Here is a 22225-nt window from a genome sequence, read left to right as displayed (position 1 = left end):
TTACTCCTTCGGTACAGGGCCGGTGATGCTTGAGTTGCGTGAGTCGCCTAAAACGGAAATCATGAGCATTGTTGCACCAACGACTGTGACATAGACACCAACATCAAATGCTGCAGCAGATGGCAAATGCATTTTTCCGAGAATGATCGGCTCTACATAAATATGAGCACTGGTCAGGAATGGTCGACCCCAGAACCACGCAGCGACCCCAGTCAGACCAGCAATAGTTAAGCCAGTACCAATCCAAATTTCATAAAGACGCCCAGACTTTGCTCGTAAGAGTTGTTCAGTGTGATCTTGACCTAGTGCAATGTACTGAATCACAAGCGCCATTGATGTAATGAGACCTGCGATAAAGCCACCCCCTGGAAGATTATGTCCGCGTAAGAAAATATATAAGCTGACGACTAAGGCAATCGGAAGGACCCAAGATGCGGTCATTCGGAACATCAACGGTGATGGATTAAAGCGATAGGTTAAGCCTTGTGTAATGGTCGTACCATGAGCACGCATTCCATCCATTAAACACAGTGTCCCAATCGCAGCAATACCCAGTACTGTGATTTCACCAAAGGTATCAAATCCACGGAAATCGACTAAAATTACGTTCACAATATTTGAACCACCACCGAGCGGTAGAGATTGTTGAACAAAGAACCATGAGATTGAATTGTGATCACGCGTTAGAATCATCCAAGTGATCCAACCGATTCCTAGGCCTCCGATGATTGCAATCAGCGCATCTCTCCAACGACGAGTGCGTGAAGATTCATAAGGCGTAAGTTGTGGTAAGAGGGACAGACTCATCAGAAGTAAAACAGTTGTGACAACATCGACTGTGATTTGTGTGAGTGCCAGGTCTGGTGCTGACATCGTAACAAAGACCATCGTCACGACAAGACCGATTGCTCCACTGATAAGAACGGCTTTAATGCGTTCATGGTGAAACCAAAGCATCATCCAGCACGCTGAAAACAGTAATAACCAAAGCACGATTGCAACCAATGGTGCATGCGTCAGTTCGCGTGTACCTGCATAAATAACTTGACCAATGAGAGGCATGGAGACTAAAGCAACAGCAAAAATTAATATCCACAATAAATAGTTTTGTAGAGAACCTGTTTCTGTTGCTCTTTTTAATTTTCGCGAATTTAAGAGCAAATGTTTGAGAAAGAGATCAAACAGGACTTTACCTTGAAGTTTGCCAAGTATTGGATCAAGGTCAATGTCACGAATTCTATTGTTCTTCGCAAGACTAAAATAAAAAATAATACCGCCAATCAATGCAATCGCACTCATCAATAAAGGCACGTTAAAGCCATGCCAGATTGCTAGATGTACGCCTTCAAAAGCTGGAAGGTTGGTGCTTGCTCGTGCACCAGCATTGACGATATCGCCTACTAAGAGCGCTGGTAATAGACCCACTGCAATACATAATGTAGCTAATAAAATTGCAGGTGCACGCATACCAATTGGTGGTTCATGCGCATCTTTATTTGGAATCGCTTTGCCTAAATCACCATCAAAAAATACGCCATGAACTAAACGAACAGAATACGCGACAGCAAACAGACCCGCGAGTGTTGCAATAATTGCTGCGAAGACACCTATACCACCTGAGAGATTCGCTAATAGTTCAGTAAAGAACATTTCTTTGGATAAGAATCCATTGGTCAGTGGTACACCAGCCATTGAGGCTGCTGTGATCATGGTTAAAGTCGCTGTAAATGGAAGTAACTGCCATACCCCACTGAGTTTTCTTAAATCACGGGTACCTGTTTCATGGTCGATAATGCCGGCGATCATGAATAATGCTGCTTTAAAGGTCGCATGGTTAATGATATGAAAAATAGCTGCAGCCACAGCGAGTGGTGAACCAATCCCCAGTAAGCAAACGATCAAGCCTAAATGACTAATGGTGGAGTAGGCGAGCAAACCTTTTAGATCTTCCTTAAAAATGGCAAAGAATGCGGCCATACATAAGGTAAATAAACCAATGAATGTGACGAGGTTATGATACAGAGCAGAACCAACAAAGATCGGCATTAAGCGCGCCAGTAAGAAAATTCCGGCTTTAACCATTGTCGCTGAATGCAAATAAGCTGACACGGGTGTTGGAGCAGCCATTGCATTTGGCAACCAAAAATGGAAAGGGAATTGAGCACTTTTGGTGAATGTACCTAAAAGAATAAGGAGCAAGGCTGGCACAAATAAATGACTCGATTGAATCTGCGCCGTCATATTGAGGATTTGATCAATTTGATATGTGCCAGTGATTTGACCTAATAGAATAAAACCACCGAGCATGGCTAAACCACCCATACCCGTGATGGTTAAGGCCATTCTTGAGCCACGCTGTGCTGCTTCGTAGTTACTCCAATAACCCACTAAAAGGAATGACGAAATACTGGTCATTTCCCAAAAGACAAGAAGAATAAGTAAATTATTAGAAAGTGAAATGCCGAGCATGGCGGCCATGAACAGCATCAGTAAGAAATATAGCTTACTTAGAGAGTTTTTATGATTTAAATAATAATAAGCATAAATATAAATGAGCGTCCCAATCCCTGTAATAAGGAGGGAGAAGATCAAGCCTAATGCATCAAGTCTAAAGCTTAAGTCGATACCAAATTGTGGTAACCATGACCAATGTTCAGAGAGGACTTGACCTTGAAAGACGTCTTTGGCTTGAGTCAGCAACAAGATAAAACTTGTTAAGCTGACTCCAATTGCCCCTAATGCTGTCGCCCCGCGAGAGATTTTTTGCAGCCAGAGGACAAGAAAAGTGCCAAGTATTAATGGTAACAATATAATAATCGGTAGCACACTCGTATCCATAGAGTTGTAGGCCGGAACCTATGATGAGTTTTATCTTTCAAAAGCTTGAGGATGGCAAAGAGTCATCCAACTACTTAAGCTTTGAAAGCCGAACGAATTTTAAAAACAAAAACAAGTTGTGTTGCGCAACTTGGAAAGCTAATGCAAAGAAATAGACATTTTTTGATTAAAAAATGAATGAGTAGATTTTATTACATGTATAAAATTACATCAAACTTTTTAGCTACACAATTCAGAATTATAGCGAAAAAAAGCTTAAATTTCTGTTTAAATTGAGTGAGTCATACCCGATTAATTCATCTAATTCCAATCAATTAGGGGGATGAAATACTTGATAAATCTCCAGCTTGGAGATACTCAATAAAGCGCTGTTTTTCTGACACTGATAAATTTTTGAAGTATTCAAACAAACGCAAGCCATCAAGCGTATCAGTAGATCGACTCACTTCAGTGATTTGATCATCTTGTAAATCATTAGCCATGAGTTGAGCAAATAGTTCATCATATTGTTCCCTGATTTGGTTTTGTTCTACTTCAACAATTTTTCGATTTTCTAACTTAAAATATTGTACATCTACTTCATTGTTTAAAATCAATTCAGAGCATGCAGATGCGATAATTTGAATTTGTGGGAATGCTTCATGCAAACGGCTGAGTACGTTTTGCACAAAATCTTCATCTACTTGAGCATCAATATTGTCAATTAATAGAATGCCTTCACCATCAAGGCATGGGTCAATACTATGAGGATTCAGGAGACAAAGTCGTCTGACAATATCACCTACTAAACACAACCATTGACGATACGAATTAGATAATTGCGAAAAAGGAATTTCTTGACCATTTTGTACCAGCATCAATTGGATCTTGGGCGTGTATTCAATATAAATGTCACTGATCGATGGGAATAATGTCTGGATGGCTTTCTTGAGTGCTTTGAGTGATGGTAGTTGCATCTCTGCTTCAAGATTCAATAATTTTGCAACTAAATCCTCTTGGTCATGATGAGAGGATAATTTTTGATTGGTTTGAATTTTTTGAAAAACTTGTGCTAATCGTGCATTTTCGATGTCGCTAATTTCACGAAACCATTCGAAGAACCGAGCAAAGGTTGTATAAGGGAGTGCTGCAAGTTCATAGGCTGCGTGTGTTTGTAATACAGCAGGATTATTTTTGCTTAGCAAATTCACTTCGTTGATAAAGCGATCAGAAGGATAGTAGGCCACCATAGGCATGCCTTGAGCAGGATCTTGTTTGATCGCTTGTTGATAAAGATGAACGAGTGATTCTAATTGAGTCGTTAGCGCTTTACTATGACCTACACCTTTACTGGTTAATGTTTTATAGAGTTGCCATTCGCACAAACCATCTTCATTGTGTTGCACAGTCGCAGCCTGTTCAATAGATCCAATATCCGTGGGATATTGAACACAAATATCTATTTTGGCTTGAATGTGTTTGTGCTTAATATCAGAATCAAGCATGACTACACCAGCGGTTCTTAAATCTTTGGCACGTGCAGCAAACCACGTTAAAGCTTGATAAATATTTTTAATAATCGCAGTTTTACCAGAGGCCTGATCACCTAAAATAATAGATATTGGTCGTTGAGTTGGATCAAATTTAATTTTTATATCTGAAAAATGATAACAGTGACGTAACTGAATAGATTGAACTTTCATATTTTGCCTGCAACTTATCGTAGGGGATTATGCTGTTGCTTTCGTTTTAATCGTGGATTTAAGTTTGAGTTGTTGTATTAAATCATAAATATGATGAATATTTAAGCTGCTTTTTGCTCGTGTGCATGCAACATAAAGTAAACGTAATTCTTCATCGCTAATTTTATGTTCTAGTCCATTAATTTTAAATTGATAATCATCTTCTAAATGCACACGATTCCACTCTAAACCTTTGGCTTTATGAGCGGTTGAGATTACATAGTCCGCTTGTTCAATGGGTGTGATTTTGGCAAGTGCTCGTTTAAGTGGGTCTGTACCATGTTCATCGACCAATTTAACCAAAGGCTTGATGTCACTACCATCATTTGTTTCACAATATTCATGCACATCATGCCAAGAGTTGAACCAAGCTAACTCTGGAACGTCCGTTACTCTTTTACCTTGTTTAAGTAAGCTTGCAGCATCAACAAAGCGATTTAATTTCGCATGATCGGCTTGCAGGCTCACTTTTTCTCCTTGAACTAATCCTGAGAGTAAAAGTTCCATCGCGCGTGCGTTAGTACGGCACAAAATCGCATCTCGCATTTTGGTATGAGGCTTGTTGACGACTTTTGATTGGAGTTCGGGGTTGCCAATCAATGGAACAGTCTCATTGAGTGCGCCTAATAAGTGATTAGCAACTTCAGCGATATCATCACCAAAACGGAATGAAGTGGTTAGGCGCGATTCGGGTAAAGGCATTTGTTGCATCGCATTGACTGCCCCACGCCATGCATAAATTTGTTGATGTGCATCGCCGACATAGATGACTTGCGTACTTTTTTGCTTGAGTAAAATCCCCAGCATCAGGGGGTCAGCATCCTGTGCTTCATCAAACAATACATAGTCTGCGGGTATAAAAGGATCTGATAAAGCCCATAATTTGAGATAGATGTCATGCCCAATGCCAGCCTGATGATTAGGGTCGATTGATTCTAACCAACGACGTTCGACTGCAGGATAAAGGTGTTGCTGTAATACCGCAATATCGTCAGCATGTAGCCAACTTGGTGCTTGAATATGGCGGGGTGCAGGATATTGCGAGCTTGTTGAACAGAAATAACTGACAGCATTTGCAACTAAGCCCGCCAAACGACTAGGCATAAGCGCATATTTTTCGTAACGCCCCCCCATGAGTCGGCGTAATGTGATGGGTTGCAAACGGTATTCTTTGGCAATAAAGCTCGGGCTCAAGCGTGGGAGTCTAAGTTTATCAGTCACTCCACGTGGAACGCTTCGAAATGCTAAAGAGTGGAATGTACGACAATCCACGCGCTGATGAAATTTTTGTTGAGCCTCGCTGGCAATCGCTTTGTTAAAGGCAAGATACATACCGCGACGCTGTTGCATCGCATCACTGACTAATTTAAGCGTTGTTGTTTTACCTGTACCTGCATAGGCAATCACTTTGAAGGATTGACCAGATTGCGCTTGTTGAATCGCAATTTCTTGTTCTAAGGTAGGTTTGACAATGACAGACACAGGTTAATAAATCTTCAATGGTTTTAAAATGATCAGTGAGTATAGCAAGAATTTACAAAGGGGAGAGTTCAATCTTCTTCTTTTTGGATGGGGAGTCTTCGGCGACTTAAAAAGCCGAATTAAATAAAAAAGCCATGTTTGAACATGGCTTTATAAGAGTAAATTAATGCGTGCGATTCGCTTTTTCAACAAGTCCTGATAGACCCTGACGTCGTGCAAGCTCATTTAAAACGAGTTGAATATCAAGATCGAAGTAACCCAGCATGACTATGGTATGGAACCAAACATCAGCAACTTCATAAATTAAATCATTTTGGTGATCCAGCGTCGCTTCTTGTTTGAAATCTTTAGCAGCAATTACCGTTTCAAAACTTTCTTCACCAATTTTTTCTAATATTTTATTGAGACCTTTATGATAAAGCTTTGCCACATAAGAAGAGTCAGGATCTGCAGATTTACGTTCTGCCATCATTTGACCAAGATAATGTAATACATCGACTTGCTCAGCTTGAGCTGTTGATGCATTCATCACTTTACTATGCGCATTCTCAGACTTTTCGCCATAAATTTGGTTCGGATCTTTCAATTGAGCGTCTACAATTTCCCAACCGTTTGATGTTAAGCGGCGATAAAAACATGATTCACGTCCCGTATGGCAAGCAATGCCACCATGTTGCTCAATTTGAAGAACGATCACATCAGCATCACAATCTAAACGAATTTCATGCACAGTTTGGAAGTGACCTGATTCTTCGCCTTTATGCCACAATTTGCTGCGTGAACGAGAGTAGTAAACAGCTTGATTTTTTTCTGCTGTAAGTGCCAAAGACTCACGATTCATCCAAGCCACCATCAACACTCGACCTGTTTGATGATGCTGAGCAATGGCAGGGATTAAACCTTGTTCGTTAAATTTTACTTCATCGAGCCATTGCGTATTGTTCATAAGGATTTCACCAGAATTAAATGAGACACTACAAAATTGTAGGTCATTAGTTTAAGCGAATAAATCTTTGTAGGGGAGAGTAGAAATTAATTTATTTAAGATCTTGCATGTATTCTTCAAAGTTTTGCTTATGGATCATTTCTAGGAATGCATCCCCTAATCGTTGACTTTCAGCTACAGACTGTTTCCAAAGCTCGATTCGTTTTTTTTGATCAAGCCCTTTCAGTGTGAAATCTTTGCGATCAGGAAGACGTCCTAAAGGAAGTGATCTTAAATAAGACTCAGAGGGTGAAATCAATACGGTTCGTGCTTGATATTCAGCATTAGATCTACGTTTTTTGAGGAACTTATCGAACCAACCTGGTGTTATTTGATCTGTAAAATGAGGGTATAGGACAATCCCATGACTCGGTAAAGGTAGATCAATATGATAATCGATTAGCCCGCCATCACGATAAGCAGCGACATCTGCACCTTCGATATTTCTGACCGCCGGCATCAAAAATGGAATGGATGCAGATGCCATTAACCAATCTTCTAAATTTTTTTCAGTCAACGCATAATCAAGATGTTCGAATTCATTTTTGATGAGTGAAAGTCGTGAAGCGTTGTGTGGTTGGGCAATTGTACGTTGCATGAAGTGCCCAATTTTAGCTCTCGAAAAAGTATTGAGACCGATAATGCCAGCAACTGCACGGGCAAGCATAAGAGGATGATCACTTTGAAATTTTTTCGATGACTTTACTGACAAAATAGCCAAATGGTAGTCGGGATGATCAATAATTTGATTGGTTTTACCTTGAAGGAGGGCTTTAAGCATGCCGCGACAGACGTCTCCAACTTCAATAATATTCATCTTAGGTCGAAATTCAAGATGGGTATATAAGTCTGCTAATTTGGATGTGCCTGCTTGTGCACCATGCGCTGCAATACTTGCAAAACGCCAACTCCCAATGGATGAGCCAATTAGAGTCCGCTTTTTGGGTGCTTGAGCAAAGAACTCACCAAAAACAGCTAGGTCCAATCCTTGAATTCCAATACCTTTGGGACCACCTGCTGCTCCAGGAACAAAATCAACCGCACTGGCTTGTAGACCTTGTTCTTGAATGATCTGTTTTGCTTTATAACCTACATGAATATTCAAGCAAGGTTGAGTGGTCTTGAGGATCTGTATCATAAGCAATTCAGCGACTAAAACCTATTGAGGTAGCAAGTTTTGACATGAGATAGTGAACTTATTTCACCATACGCCAAATAGCAATAAAGGATGCCAATACAATTAAAATCATGGAAACAAACCATGGTGCGATCACAGCGATTGAGAGCAGAATTGCGATTACACTTCCGAAAATCCAACTACGCTTTTGCTGATGCTCCATTTGCAAGCGCAGCGTTTGAAGTTCATTCAATTGTTTAGCATGCCATGCAGACTGATTTTTTAAACCGTTAAGACTGTCAATCAGTAAAGTCGGTAAATCCTGAGCGCCCAATAACAAGTCTGGGATTTTTTGTCCTAATTCTTTAATATTTTTTTGAGGATTCATTTGGGCTTTAACCCAATCCGTTAGAATTGGCTTTGCTAACTTCCAAATATCTAATTCAGGATAAAGGTCTGTACCTAAGCCTTCAACATGCACTAAGGTTTTAAGCAATAACATCAGTTGCGGTGGGATTTCTAAATGAAAACGTCGAGCGATGTCCATCACTTGGATCAATATGCCTGCGAAATCTAACTCATGCATCGGTTTCGAAACCATAGGTCCTACTGTACGACGCATTTCACGTGCTAAAGCATCTTGATCCGTGCCTGGTGGAATCCAGCCTGCTTGATGCACAATCTGAATCAATTGCATGAAATCACTGTTCATGACTGCCAGCAACATACGTGCTATCGTCATTTGATCATGCTTGGAAAGCTCGCCCATGATGGCGCAATCGAGCGCAATAAATCTTGGGTTTTGCGGATTAATCGTTTCTACGAAAACATTACCCGGATGCATATCTGCATGGAAAAAATTATCGCGAAACACTTGAGTAAAAAAGATTGTTAAGCCTTTTTCTGCTAAGTCTGCACGATTCATTCCTAAACGATCAAAGGTCGCAGTATCTGAGATAGGCACACCAGTGATACGCTCTGCCACCATTACATCCGGACTATCCATATATACTTCAGGCACATACATCATGCTTGAGCCAGTAAAATAATGGCGCATACGTCGTGTATTTTCGGCTTCAAGAGTCAAATCGAGTTCATTTAAAATGATTTGACGATAATCTTGAATAATTTCTGATAGATGCAAAGCACGGGCAGCTTCTAGCCTTTTTTCTAAATAGTGACCAAGCCATTCTAAAATTTCAAAATCTTGAATAATTTGAGCACGTATATTCGGGCGAGTTACTTTCACGACAACTTCACGCCCATCGTGAAGAGCAGCGGTATGTACTTGAGCAATTGAAGCAGCAGCTAGCGGCTTATCATCGAAGCGCGCAAATAATGTGGAAACATCTGCTTTAAGCGAATCTTGAATTCTTTGCTTAGCCACTCCAAGATCGAAAGGTTTAACACGATCTTGTAATAACACCAATTGTTGTAATATTTCTGGTGGAATTAGATCGCGACGCGTAGAGAGGAGCTGCCCTAATTTAATTGCGAGTGGCCCCATTTCTTCTAAAGCTTCTTTAAGCTTTAAAGGATTTTTACGTTCTCGACTAGAAAGTGCAGCAGGATGCAAACGTATAAGATTCAGCAGGGGGCGAACCTTTGCAGGAATATCTTCCGCAGGAACCAACGTGTCGAGTCTATAGTGCGCAGCTATACGCCAAAGTTCGATTAAACGTCTAATGTGCGGAATCATATATGCAATTACCTGAAATCTACGAAGGGTTAAATTTTGATTTTAAAAGCTGAATTTTTGCTTCTAGTCGATCAATATCTTGATTAAGCTGGCGAGTTCCGTGGAGAAGATCGTCCATTTGCCAACGTGGTGCGAATAGTCCGGTATCTTCTTTTAAAAAGTCTTCCGCAAAAAAAAGATGAGATTGAAGTGACTTAATTAAATGTTGTGGTGCTAATTGAACCTTGCCGATTTGACTTGCAAGATTAGGTCCGATCCAATCACTCAATTGCGAAGCGAGGTCTGGCTCAGCATTTTGTATAATTTTTTGAATGTCTTGCAGAAGGCGATAGTCACCTTGAACGGGGATATTGCCAATGTCATCTGCTAGAAATAGTTTGCACAAGTCGACCACATTATTAACATGCAATGTGGAATCTGCTTCAGTAATCGTGTGAGCTTGCTCCCAAGGCCGCTGTTCGAAAATAGAGGGTTGAGTGCTATGACCTGTTACTGTTGGTTCTAAACGAACTTTATTTTCATCAAAAAACACATCAACGGAAAGTTGTGGTGTATCAATCACAACACGAAGCATTTTCCCTTGTAACTGGTTAAATTGGATACGAGTAATCGCATCCAAATTAATCCAATGATGTATGGTTTTTTCAACTGCACCCAGTGCTAAGATTGACCACATGACGAAGTGCTACCTGCGGTTAGAGTTTAAATCCACGGTGAACTGCAACAATACCACCTGTTAAATTGTGATAATCGCAGTTTTGGAAGCCCGCATTTTCCATCATGCTTTTCAATGTGCGTTGATCTGGGTGCATACGAATTGATTCAGCAAGATATTTATAGCTTTCAGCATCATTTGCCACAATTTTACCCATGATTGGTAAAGCAGTGAATGAGTACAAATCATAGAGTTTTGAGAAAGGCTCAAAGACTGGTTTTGAAAACTCTAATACAAGTAAGCGACCACCTGGTTTAAGTACACGATACATTGCTGCAAGCGCTGCATCTTTGTCTGTTACATTACGTAGACCAAAACTGATAGTGAGTAAATCAAAACTGTTGTCTTCGAATGGCTCGAGGGTTTCAGCATTCGCCAGTACAAAATCAACGTTGGTACAACCCGCGTCGATCAGACGGTCGCGACCTACATCCAGCATGGATTCATTAATATCAGATAATACAACATGCCCAGTAGGACCAACTTCACGGCTAAATACTTTCGCTAAATCACCAGTACCACCAGCGATATCTAAAACGCGTTGCCCACGGCGAACGCCAGACATATTAATGGCAAAACGTTTCCACAAACGATGAATACCAAATGACATTAAATCATTCATGATGTCGTATTTCGCGGCAACTGAATGGAAAACTTCAGCGACTTTTTGCGCTTTTTCTTCAGAATTTACGGTTTTATAACCGAAGTGTGTCGTTGGTCCAACGTTTCCAGTATTCGCACCACGTGGCAAATTATATTTCGGCACTGAAGAATGTACTGGCGTATCTGTCAGTTGCTTTTGTAGCGATTGTTGCTGACCTTGAGGTGCGCCAGTTGGTAATGGATCTGTTAAAAAAGGACTCACGTTGTCTTTATTATTTGCCGGCTCAACCTGAGCATGAGGCTGTTGATTTTCATTAGACATTCGAGTCACTCCTGAACACAAATAATATTAAATCTGAATTAAACTGCATAATGACAGATTCTTCAGTTTTTTTCAGTCTAGATTATGCAATTGATATGAATAATATACAGAATTAAAGCGAAGTTTCATCCATGAAATGAGAAGATGTTCTTTTATTTTCGATATTCTGACCAGACGCTTTTACGCTTTTTCGGCTGATCAGAATCTTTGCTAATGATTTCTAATTAAGCGATTTGGAAGGGATTTTCTTTCCCTGAGTGGACATTATTTACAATGATTCGCTCTTTTTCTGTAAAACTCCGAATAAAGGTCGCAGCCGATTTCATTGGTTTCATAGCGACAAAGCCTTCACCAATAAAGTCATACATCAGTTCAAAATTATATTTGCTTGCTGCACCTTTACACATTTTAAACGCTGTGTGCATGATGAATGAACGCATGTATTTGTCCAGACTCAGACCGAGCTCATCCAACAGATTGAGTTGTTCATGGCGCGCTTGCTCTTGATCTAAAGCCACTAAAGTTTCACGCATCATTTCATCAGTAATTGGTTGGTCTTTTGGATAATGTTGGAGTAAATACTGTGCAACTTGTTCATCCAGTTGCATCGCCAAGACCGCCAGTCCTACAGATTTTAACCCAGTTTTAATGGCATTTTCTGGAATGATTTTTTCAGCTTTGTGTGCGTATTTTAGTAAACGTTCGATTTGCAATGCTAGGTCATCAAATTCAGGGCCACCATAAAGACGGTTAATAAAATATTGAGCCATCAGCTTATTTTTGTCTTCAGCGAATAACTCAGCATGTGTGTGAAGTATGCGCTGTTTTAGCCAATTTTGAGCATCATTTAACCTTTGTTTAAGTGCCGGATCCTGATGATAATTGAGTTGTTTGTATTGTTCTAAAAGTTGATCTAATGCAGCAAGTTTGGACATGTTCTAGCTCAATTAAAAGGACTGAAAAAAGCATAATAGGTTGGATTGCGCTCGACTATGACTGTTGAAATCTAAAATAAAACCTTTCAGGTCAGTCATGGATGAAAAGACAATTGCAATAAATTGTACCTGAAGATTTAAGTTGATACTGTTCCTTGCGTATACTGTCGAAAATACAATAATTTTGAGTGGGCTATGTCTGAACCAAAACAACAATCTGATAAAAATACTGATCAACCCGAAGATAAGAACAAAATATTTGATGCAGATCAGATCAATTTAGACTTAATTGAAGCGCAATATGCTCTCAAAGATACACGTGGTAAGAAAAATGCTAAAAGCTTAGTGGTGTTGGTAAGTGGCATTGAGTTAGCAGGTAAAGGAGAATCGGTTAAGCAATTAAGAGAATGGGTTGATCCACGATATTTGAAAGTCAAAGCTGACCCTCCTCACCTTATTCAGCCGAATATCCCATATTGGCAACCTTATGCACGTTATATTCCTGCTGAAGGACAAATGATCGTCATGTTTGGAAATTGGTATAGTGATCTTTTAGCCACATCCTTACATGTTTCACAACCATTTGATGAAACCATGTTCGAAAATTATTTGCAGCAAATGCAAAGCTTTGAGCAGGATTTAAAAAATAATCATGTTGATGTCGTGAAAGTTTGGTTTGATTTATCGTGGAAATCATTACAGAAGCGTTTAGATAAAATTGAACCTTCGGAGCAGCGTTGGCATAAATTGCATGGGCTGGATTGGCGCAATAAAAAACAATATGAAAATGTACAACGATTGCGTCAAAAATTTACCCAAGACTGGGTCATTATCGATTGTGAAGATGAAGTATGTCGTGATCAGAAATTCGCAGAAGTTGTATTAGCGCGACTGAAAGATTTGCCAAATCATCCTCAAAAAATGCGCCAAAAATGGCATCAAGCGGATATCCCAGAAATTTTAACGTCCCCCAATGAAGCAGTACTTGAAAAAGATCAGTATAAGGCTGAACTCAAGAAACTGACCAAGAAGGTCGCTGAAGCATTACGCGCAGAAGGACAAAAAACGGTGATCGTTTTTGAGGGGATGGATGCCGCAGGTAAAGGTGGTGCGATCAAGCGTATTGTGAAAAAGCTCGATCCAAGAGAATATGGAATTTATAACATTTCTGCGCCCGAAAAGTATGAATTGGCGCGGCCTTATCTCTGGCGTTTTTGGAATAAACTGCTTGAAGATGAAAAAATCTCGATTTTCGATCGCTCTTGGTATGGTCGTGTATTGGTGGAAAGAGTTGAAGGTTTTGCAACGGATGTGGAGTGGAAACGTGCATATGATGAGATTAATCGCTTTGAAAAAGATCTAGTAGATACGCAAACAGTCGTTATTAAGTTTTGGTTGGCCATCAGTCAAGAAGAGCAAGCCAATCGTTTCAAAGCACGAGAGGAAACACCGCATAAGCGTTTTAAAATTACGGCTGAAGATTGGCGTAATCGCAAACGTTGGGATGATTATTTATTGGCTGCAGCAGACATGCTCCACCGAACAAATACCGAAGATGCGCCGTGGTATATCATTGCTACCAATGATAAATATACTGCACGCCTTGAAATTTTGAAGGCAATTTTGAAACAATTAAAAGTAGATGTTTAGAGCTGGTGAGAGGTATAAATAAAGCCCTTACAGGGCTTTATTTATACGTATAAGGTTTTATGGGTTAAGCGTATTTCACAACATTTGCTTGTTGTTTTTGTTGAATGCTTTTGGCAAGTTTATAGCTTTCTTCAACATGAGCCTCAGCCACTTTTTTCATGACAATATAACCCAAGCTAGCTGCAATAATTGAACCGCCCAATGGAATAAACTTAGTCACTTGCTTGGTCAACACTTTGGCTGCCATATTGTTTAGCGAAGCTTTAGCGGCAGTACGAGCCACGACTAGACCAGAAAACTCGAAACCGCGTTTGCGTAGTTCGTTCCAATGGATTTTTTTGGTTTGAGGATCAAAGACGCTGATTTGTTCAGGAGCTAAGCCAAAGCGAGCATTAATTTCTGGAATTAAAATTGACAACATACCTACGTCAATCACAACATCTAAAAAGGGCACAGGAATGACAGCAACACCTGCTGAAACATAAGAGCGTTTTTTGACGAGTTCAAGACATTCATCTCGAATTTGTTCTAAATTTAAATTTGGGTCGATTGTTTCTGGAATTTTATCAATTTTCATTTATTTATCACCTAATCAAAGTCTATGGTTCTCGATCCATCACATGATGAACATAGCGCGAGATGAAAGTTTTATTAAAGTCATAAAGTAAAAGTGACATAGTCAGATTAAGATGTATAGTAATTTATGTTTATGATTTTGTTCACACAACTTCATAACGTGTTCGTTGTATGGTGAAAGGGACCTTATGGGAATTCATGTAATTCAAAGTCAGCGCATTGAAGTTTTGGTACAAGGCATCATCACAACTCAAAAGCGTCCCACGAACAACCCATTTGCAGTCCTACAGCAACAACATTTTGTGGTGCCTTCTGCGGCAATGCAAGAGTGGTTAACCCAACGGTTATCTGAGCACCAAGGCATCAGTGCAAATACATTTTTCCATCAACGTATTCGTGGCTTTCAATGGTATGCCTACCAGCAAATTTTGAGTGACAAAGATAAAGTACGTAAAGCGAATATTCCACGTCTGATTATGAAGTGGCGTATTTTCCAAGCACTCAAACCTTTTATACAGCGTGCGCATAATCAGCTTGAGGTTGAACATCCTTTATTCCCATTAATCACACGTATCTATGACAGCGCAGCACGTATTGAACAGTCAAATGAACAATATCGAAAAAAAATGAGCATGTTGTATTGGGTGTCTGATCAAGTGTCAAAATTGTTCAGCAATTACATGATTTATCGAGCAGATTGTCGCCGAGCATGTGAATATGATTGTCGTTGTCCTGAAAATTGGATTCAGGTATGGGGGCGTAATGAAGCACTCAATATTGAACAACAATTACAATATTTAAACGATCAAGATTCCAGTTTTAAATTTTCGCAGGCACAACAATTAGAGGCTTGGCAACGTTGGTTATGGCTCAATATTTTTCATGAAGACTTTGTTGAAATGCAAAGTATTGATCATGATTTTTGGGCTGTACTTCGTGATGAACAGCAACAGAAAATAGCCCTCAAAAAACTACCACAGCAACTGATCGTTTTTACACTCTTGGATTTACCACCAAGTCAATTACAGTTTTTGCGCCGTTTGGGTCAGTACATTGATGTGTTGATTTTGCATTACAATCCCTCACAAGAATATTGGGCGGATAGTGTCGATCCGAATTGGAAAAAACAATATGACTTAAAGCTTAAAGAGCGATATATCGAAAAGTTTCAGCAAAAGCATCAAAGAAAACCAGCTGATAATGAAATTGAGCAGTTTTTTGAGAATTTTAGTCTGAGCTTTAATGGGCTGGCACGTGAGTCCAGACATCCCTTATTAACACGAATGGGCAAGCAGGCACGTGATCACTTTTCTCTGTTGTCTAACCTTTCCTCTGGTGATGAGGGGCAATGGATAGATGCTTTTGTGGATGAAGCACCGCAACATTTACTGAGCCAATTGCAATCAGATATTTTACATTTGGTTGAACCTCAAGCTCAAAGTTATGTATTAGATCCAGCAGACGATTCAATCCACATTCATGTTTGTCATTCCGCTGTACGACAGCTTGAAGTATTAAAAGATCAATTGACCCGATGGCTTGCTCAGTCAACAGCAGAAGCACCACGCCGTCCGAGTGATATTTTAGTTCTTGCGCCTGATCTGAAACAAATTGAGCCTTTGATACGGAGTGTGTTTCCGCAAAAAAATACTGCAACAGGTGTTTATCTGCCAGTAAAGCTAGCTGGTATCACGCAGTTAGATACAGTATTGGCATGGCGTTCAGTGTTAGGGCGAATTGAACTGATACAAAGTCGATTTACCATTGATGATTTTGCTGATTGGTTGAACTTAGCAGCGACCCAAGTGAGATATTGCTTAGACATTAATGGTACTGAGCGCATCTTATTTTTGTTAAGACAAGCGGGATTTCGACGAGGTTTGGATAAACAACATCTGCAAAAAACATTGGCGGAGTATGATCAAGACTATCGGTTCAGTTTTAAGTATGCCTTAGATCGTTTGGCGCTGGGTGTGGCTGTTCCAGTTCATGCGATGTTTCAGGAGACCTTAAGTTCTCATGTAGTGGACTCGGGTGATTTTCACTTAATTGCCACGCTCATTGAAATATATAAGCACTTTGTAGAGCGTCGAGATTGGCTCACGACGATTGAAATCGAAAATGATCAAGAGACGTCAGAGCATGTTGAATTTTGGCTCAATCGTTTAATTTTAGAAGTTAATGAGTTTGAAAGCGCTGGTGTAAGCTCGTTAGAGATGATTAAAGAGATTATTCAAAAGCAAATAAGAATGCTAACGCTGGCAAATTTCTATGAAGAACATGATCAAGCCATTCTTAAAAACATACGTTTGCCTTTGAGCTATATTCTGACTGAAATCCAAAGCACCCTTGAATCGCAACTTGATTATGCATTGCCAACTGGACAAATTACATTTAGTCAAATTGGTTTGATTCGGCCAATACCGTATAAGTTAATTGTCATGATGAATTTAGATGGCGGGAAGTTTCCAAATCGGGAGAGCCATTTACCTTTTGATTTAATGGATTTACTCAAGCCCATGATTGGTGATCGATCACGTTTAGATGATGATCAAGGTGCTTTTTTAGACGCTTTGTTATTGGCCAAAGATAATCTCTGGCTATTCTATAATGGTTTTGATGTAGCCGATGGTGAAGTACGAGATCCATCGAGTAGTGTTCAGGAATTACTCCAACATCTCGCGTGGATCATAAAAACATCAGATCAATCTTCCTCGAATCCTCTCATTGATATTGATGGCATTCAAGTTCATCAGAATTTGAGCACACTCTATACGGTGCATCCTTTGCAACCTTTTGATCCTGATGGTTTTCAGCAACAGCATCAGCGCTATGAAGATGAATGGTATGCCGTGGCTTCTAACCTCAATCGTCAGGATCAACGTGGTCATAGAGAGGCTTGGATTAATACCACGCTTGAATTGAATCAGGACATCATGGTCTTGGATGCTGAACAATGGATCAAAGATATTTGTTTTCCTGCGCGTCTTTATTTAAAAACCGTAGGCGTATCTAATTTAAAGGATCAGGATTTACCTGAGGTGAATGAGCCGTTGTTATTAGATGGATTGGCGCGATACTCTATTCGTGACTTTTTACAACAGCAGCCAAATGTTTCGAAGCTTCAGACTGAATTACTCAGTGACCAGCTTCCTGTCGGCAAATTACAAGAAGTCAGTTTGAAAATGAGTCTGTTAGAGCATCAACAGTTATTAAAAAGACAAAAGTGCTATGTTGATGAGCCGACCAAAATCACTCAGCGCGTCATAGCAATAGATGATATACAGCTTCAAGTGACCGTTCCTCAAGAGGATGAGACGAGTTGGGTGAGTGTTTCAACATCCAGTGCACGCGCACAACGACGAGCACATGTATGGTTAGAATACTTACTTTGGTTAAGTTATCGAGACTTACCAGATCATCTTGCAACTGAAATGCAGCGCATCCAAATCTTTAGCGATAAAACCATCATGTGTACTGGCCTGACGACGAAACAAGCTCAGGATATGCTTTCCCAATGGATTCAGGCATATAAACAAGCTCAGATAGAGCCTCTCGTTTTACCTGCAGCATTGCTGATGAAACTTGCGGTAGATGGAAAAGCATTAGAATGGGTCACTGATGAAGAGGGTCATCAGCAGTTAAACAACTTCGATAAGCTATTAAATGAGTGGAATAAAAGCGATGCCTTTCTGAGTTATAGTTTAAATGACAGCGAAGAAAGTCATTTGCACCGAGATTGGCAGTATATTTTGCAAGATTTAGATGCTGAGTACCTATTAAAACAAGCGTGTGGTCAGTTTGCTTATGTCTTATATCAGCCGATATATATGTATCAATCGGAGGCTGAAATATGAGTCAAAAGCCTACAGTCTCATATCAGCCAATTGTGGATATGCATTTCACTGGATTGCATTGGATTGAGGCATCTGCAGGAACTGGAAAAACGTATACGCTCTCCAGCCTCATGGTCAGAATTTTATTAGAAGAATATTTACCAAAGCAGATTATTGCGACGACATTTACACGCAAAGCAGCGGCTGAATTGAAAAGTCGAATTCGTGCACGTTTAATCGAGGTACTTGGACTTTTAGAGTCATGTCGTGAGCTAACTCAAGATCAAGTTCAGGCGCGTGCAAAATTAGAATCAGATATTTTATATCAAATGATTTTAAATCAATTTTCTGGCTTGATTGCACATGCGTGTGCACGTTTAAAACTGGTAATAGATCAGCTTGAAGAGCTCTTTGTTGGGACCTTGGATAGCTTTAGCCAAAAGCTTCTTCGTGAATTTGCATTTGAGAGCGGTAAAATTGAACGAATGCAAATCACCAATGATGCTAAACAATATACGGTTCAGTTAATTCATGATGAATTACGGGCATGGATTCAACAGCAGCCTCAATCAACTGTAGATTATTTGCTGCTTAAGAAAAAAATTAAGTCACAAGATGCTTATATCGATTTAATTGAAACGAGTTTGAATTTTTCCTCTGCTTATTTCAAAGCAGTGCCAGCGCCGACCATAGATGTAGACGCTTTCAGAACTCATGCAGAGCGCTTCATACAGATCGAGCTTGAAACGCTAGATTCATTAACAGACTTTTATGATCCTGAAGGGCAGTATTATGCTGTAGTCGCAAAGAAGTGGCGCGATCAAGATAAATTAAAAATTACACTCACGCAGTTGTTGCCTGAATTCCTTGATCAAGTTAAATCCCAAGGCATTGAAGTCATTTTTGCGTCGCATCTCAGCACTCATCTTAGTCAGTTGAATGAATTGAGAAAAAAAGTTCTCAATAAATGTCCCGTCGATGTTTTGGCGGCATTTGAGCAACATCCTATTATTGTTGAACTTGCTGAGTTTTTTAAACACTTTGATAAGCTCAACCAACAACTCGAGCATTTGGAGAGTTATTTACAATATTATTTAGCGCAGCAAGTAAAACAACGTCTGCCAGAATTGCTACAGCAAAAATCCGAAACCACATTTTCACAGCAAATTCGAACTTTGGCCGAAGCATTGCAGGGAGCGCAAGGTCAGGAGTTTGCAAAGTACGTTCACGCGCGTTACCCACTTATTTTAGTGGATGAGTTTCAGGATACCAACCAAGATCAAGATGATATGTTGGCGCAGATTTGGAGACATCCAAGTCGAGTGAAGCAGGGTTGTATGATTATGGTGGGAGACCGTAAGCAAGCGATCTACGGTTTCCGCGGTGGAGACATGCTCACGTTCCTAAAAGCATATCAAGATGTTGAAACTAAAGCAGGACGTTTTTACCAACTTGTGCATAATCATCGCTCAGTGAAACCATTGGTCGAAGTCGTCGATGCTTTGTTTCAACAACAAATGGATTTTGGTGAACAAGTTGAATATACGCCTGTTACAGCAGGTACTCGACCGCATCCAGTATTGATCCAATCCGATTTAAAAAATTATGCTCCGCTTCGTTGGATTCAAGTAAATGATAAGGAACACGAGTTAGAGCAGGTTGCTTGGAAGATACGGGATTTGCTCAATCAGGCTGCCCAAAGTCAGCTATATTTCGAAAAGAAGGAGCAACGTATTGAGCTTCAGGCAGATGATATCGCTGTTTTGTCTCGTAACAATCCTGATTTAGATAAAGTTCATCATCACTTATTGATGTTAGGCATTCCTGTAAATCGACCTTCACGAAAAAGTGTCTTCAAAAGTGGAATTGCTCGAGATGTTGGTGCAATTTTGACAGCCATCATTAATCCATTTGATGAAGCTAAATTAAAGAGAGCTTTACTTACACGATTGATGGGTTTTAATTTACATCGCTTTTTGCAACTTCAAATTCAAGCAGATGGCTTAAGTTTATTTATCACAAAATTTGAAGAAATTCGTGAAATGTGGATGGGTCAAGGCTTTTTAACAGCATGGCAAAGTTTCCTCACAGAATTCAAAGTTTGGACAAACTTGGTTGAGCAATTCAGCTATGACAATGAACGCGAAGTGGTCAATCTTCGACACATTTCAGAGTTGTTGAGCCAAAACAGTGATGAGTTAAGAGGTATGCATACCCTTTATCATTGGTATATGCGACAGCTTTCAAATCCGATGGAAAGAGAGTGGGAAATTGAAAGACAATTGAGTAATCAAGCAGGCGTTCAACTTTTAACTATTCACCAATCTAAAGGATTGGAGTTTAAGATTGTATTCTTGCTTGGCGCAGATCGTAAACTGTCAGATCGAAGCGAACTTAACTTTTCAATTCGTGAAGTGCAGGATCATGGAGCTGGAAAGTCCGTCGCACAACGTGTCGTGGCGTTAAAGCGTGAAGAATTATTGGAACCATTAGAGGTTGAGCAACATGACCAACGTGCTTTGGCAGAGCATCGACGATTATGGTATGTGGCCTTAACTCGAGCACAACACCGCGTTTATGCAATGATGAGTGATCAAAAAGGGCAATCTATTTATGGTTTGGCGTATTGGCGTGGTCATGGTGCGAACCAATTTCAGCATGCTTTCAGTTTAGATGAGCCATGTTTAGAGCAATGCCCTGAGAAAATAATCGCAAAAAAAGAACATCATACTGTTCAAATGATTGCGCAGAAATATCCTCAAGTTCATTTTTATCCTAGAGCCAAAACCAGTTTTAGTTATCTCGCACAACATTTGAGTCATCAACAAATTAAAGATCGTATGGCGGCTCAAGATATGATCGAACATCATGCGAGTGATGAGGTCAATACTGTGACGCTCATGACTCCATATCAATTTGAGGATTTGGATCATCAACAACCTTTGAGTTGGATTCGTGCTCATTTTCCGATGGGAACATTAGCTGGAAATTTCCTACATGAAATTTTTGAACATATCGATTTTCAAGATCGCCGAGATTGGACATTAGAAATTCGCCGCCGTTTTAAAAATGCCTATTCAGGTTTATGGGAGCAATTATTCGCTAAATTTCAATCAGATTTTCCTCAACATCATGATGCCGAGCAACATCTGTTAGAAATGATGGCTGAATGGTTAGCAGAGGTTTTAGAGACACCTATTCAACCTGAATTTCGACTCAAACAATTAGTACCTGAAGCACATTTGGCTGAATTTCCATTCTATTTGGCTTTAGCAGACCGAATATTTGGTATTCAGCGTATTCAGCAATTATTTTTAGAGTTTGGGCTTAATATGCCCGAATTCAATGCTGCAAATTCAGCACGTTACCTCAATGGTTCAATTGACTTGGTTTATTATGATGGGAAGCGCTATCACATTGCCGACTATAAGAGTAATTATCTCGGAAATCATGTGGAAGACTATTCAGCTCAAGCTATTCAGCTGAGCATGACGCATGCAAGTTATTGGCTACAAGCAGCCCTATATTTGGTGGCATTACATCGCTATTTAAGTATTCATATTGATGACTACAACATCGATCGAGATCTTGGTGGTGCCAGTTATTTATATTTACGTGGGATGAATGGCACTGACCAATATGGTTTTAATTATTGGCGTCCTAGTTCAGAATTTATTCTAAGATTAGATGCAATATTGGGCTATTTTTCTGAGGATAAAAACAGCAAAATAGCATGAATATTTAAA

At 39.8% G+C, this 22225-nt stretch carries 13 protein-coding genes; 3 read left to right on the top strand and 10 right to left on the bottom strand.

Going from position 1 to position 22225, the window contains the following annotated elements; genetic code table 11:
• From AC1M85_RS13235 to AC1M85_RS13195, 9 genes are all read right to left on the bottom strand, one after another.
• A complete protein-coding gene (locus AC1M85_RS13235; protein ID WP_488213223.1) occupies positions 1-2838 on the bottom strand; it encodes a monovalent cation/H+ antiporter subunit A in 2838 nt (945 codons plus the stop codon).
• Between the two features lie 314 nt (positions 2839-3152).
• A complete protein-coding gene (locus AC1M85_RS13230; protein WP_488213222.1) occupies positions 3153-4520 on the bottom strand; it encodes an AAA family ATPase in 1368 nt (455 codons plus the stop codon).
• 27 nt (positions 4521-4547) lie between these two features.
• Positions 4548-6041, bottom strand: coding sequence for a UvrD-helicase domain-containing protein (locus tag AC1M85_RS13225; RefSeq protein ID WP_488213221.1), 1494 nt, complete (start codon positions 6039-6041; stop codon positions 4548-4550).
• A 163-nt stretch (positions 6042-6204) separates the two neighbouring features.
• Entirely contained in the window at positions 6205-6987 is a 783-nt protein-coding gene (gene hisIE / locus AC1M85_RS13220) for a bifunctional phosphoribosyl-AMP cyclohydrolase/phosphoribosyl-ATP diphosphatase HisIE (protein WP_092767251.1), read from the bottom strand.
• Positions 6988-7078: 91 nt separating this feature from the next.
• Positions 7079-8164: a patatin-like phospholipase domain-containing protein gene (locus AC1M85_RS13215; protein ID WP_488213220.1), complete on the bottom strand. Its 1086-nt coding sequence runs from the start codon at positions 8162-8164 to the stop codon at positions 7079-7081.
• Between the two features lie 58 nt (positions 8165-8222).
• Positions 8223-9842 (bottom strand): ABC1 kinase family protein, encoded by a 1620-nt coding sequence (locus tag AC1M85_RS13210; RefSeq protein ID WP_488213219.1) that lies wholly within the window; start codon positions 9840-9842, stop codon positions 8223-8225.
• A 19-nt stretch (positions 9843-9861) separates the two neighbouring features.
• Positions 9862-10518: a ubiquinone biosynthesis accessory factor UbiJ gene (locus tag AC1M85_RS13205; RefSeq protein WP_481589139.1), complete on the bottom strand. Its 657-nt coding sequence runs from the start codon at positions 10516-10518 to the stop codon at positions 9862-9864.
• 19 nt (positions 10519-10537) lie between these two features.
• Complete coding sequence (ubiE, locus tag AC1M85_RS13200) at positions 10538-11482, bottom strand: bifunctional demethylmenaquinone methyltransferase/2-methoxy-6-polyprenyl-1,4-benzoquinol methylase UbiE (RefSeq protein ID WP_488213218.1); 945 nt, start codon at positions 11480-11482, stop codon at positions 10538-10540.
• Positions 11483-11706: 224 nt separating this feature from the next.
• Positions 11707-12417 (bottom strand): DUF8198 family protein, encoded by a 711-nt coding sequence (locus AC1M85_RS13195; RefSeq protein ID WP_035264035.1) that lies wholly within the window; start codon positions 12415-12417, stop codon positions 11707-11709.
• Positions 12418-12612: 195 nt separating this feature from the next.
• Between AC1M85_RS13195 and pap the strand changes: the two genes are divergently transcribed.
• Entirely contained in the window at positions 12613-14067 is a 1455-nt protein-coding gene (gene pap / locus AC1M85_RS13190; RefSeq protein ID WP_488213217.1) for a polyphosphate:AMP phosphotransferase, read from the top strand.
• Positions 14068-14131: 64 nt separating this feature from the next.
• On the opposite strand, the gene AC1M85_RS13185 is transcribed toward pap, so the two are convergent.
• Positions 14132-14644, bottom strand: a complete 513-nt coding sequence (locus AC1M85_RS13185; RefSeq protein WP_035264037.1) for a hypothetical protein — start codon at positions 14642-14644, stop codon at positions 14132-14134.
• 187 nt (positions 14645-14831) lie between these two features.
• Between AC1M85_RS13185 and AC1M85_RS13180 the strand changes: the two genes are divergently transcribed.
• Positions 14832-18500: an exodeoxyribonuclease V subunit gamma gene (locus AC1M85_RS13180; RefSeq protein ID WP_488213216.1), complete on the top strand. Its 3669-nt coding sequence runs from the start codon at positions 14832-14834 to the stop codon at positions 18498-18500.
• Complete coding sequence (locus tag AC1M85_RS13175; RefSeq protein WP_488213215.1) at positions 18497-22216, top strand: UvrD-helicase domain-containing protein; 3720 nt, start codon at positions 18497-18499, stop codon at positions 22214-22216. Before AC1M85_RS13180 ends, AC1M85_RS13175 begins: the two co-directional genes overlap by 4 nt.
• The last annotated feature ends 9 nt before the right edge of the window (positions 22217-22225 follow it).

The organism is Acinetobacter sp. 24-47-64 (assembly GCF_057737055.1).
The sequence above is the reverse complement of the archived record's forward strand: the minus strand, read 5'-3'. Positions and strand labels throughout refer to the sequence as shown.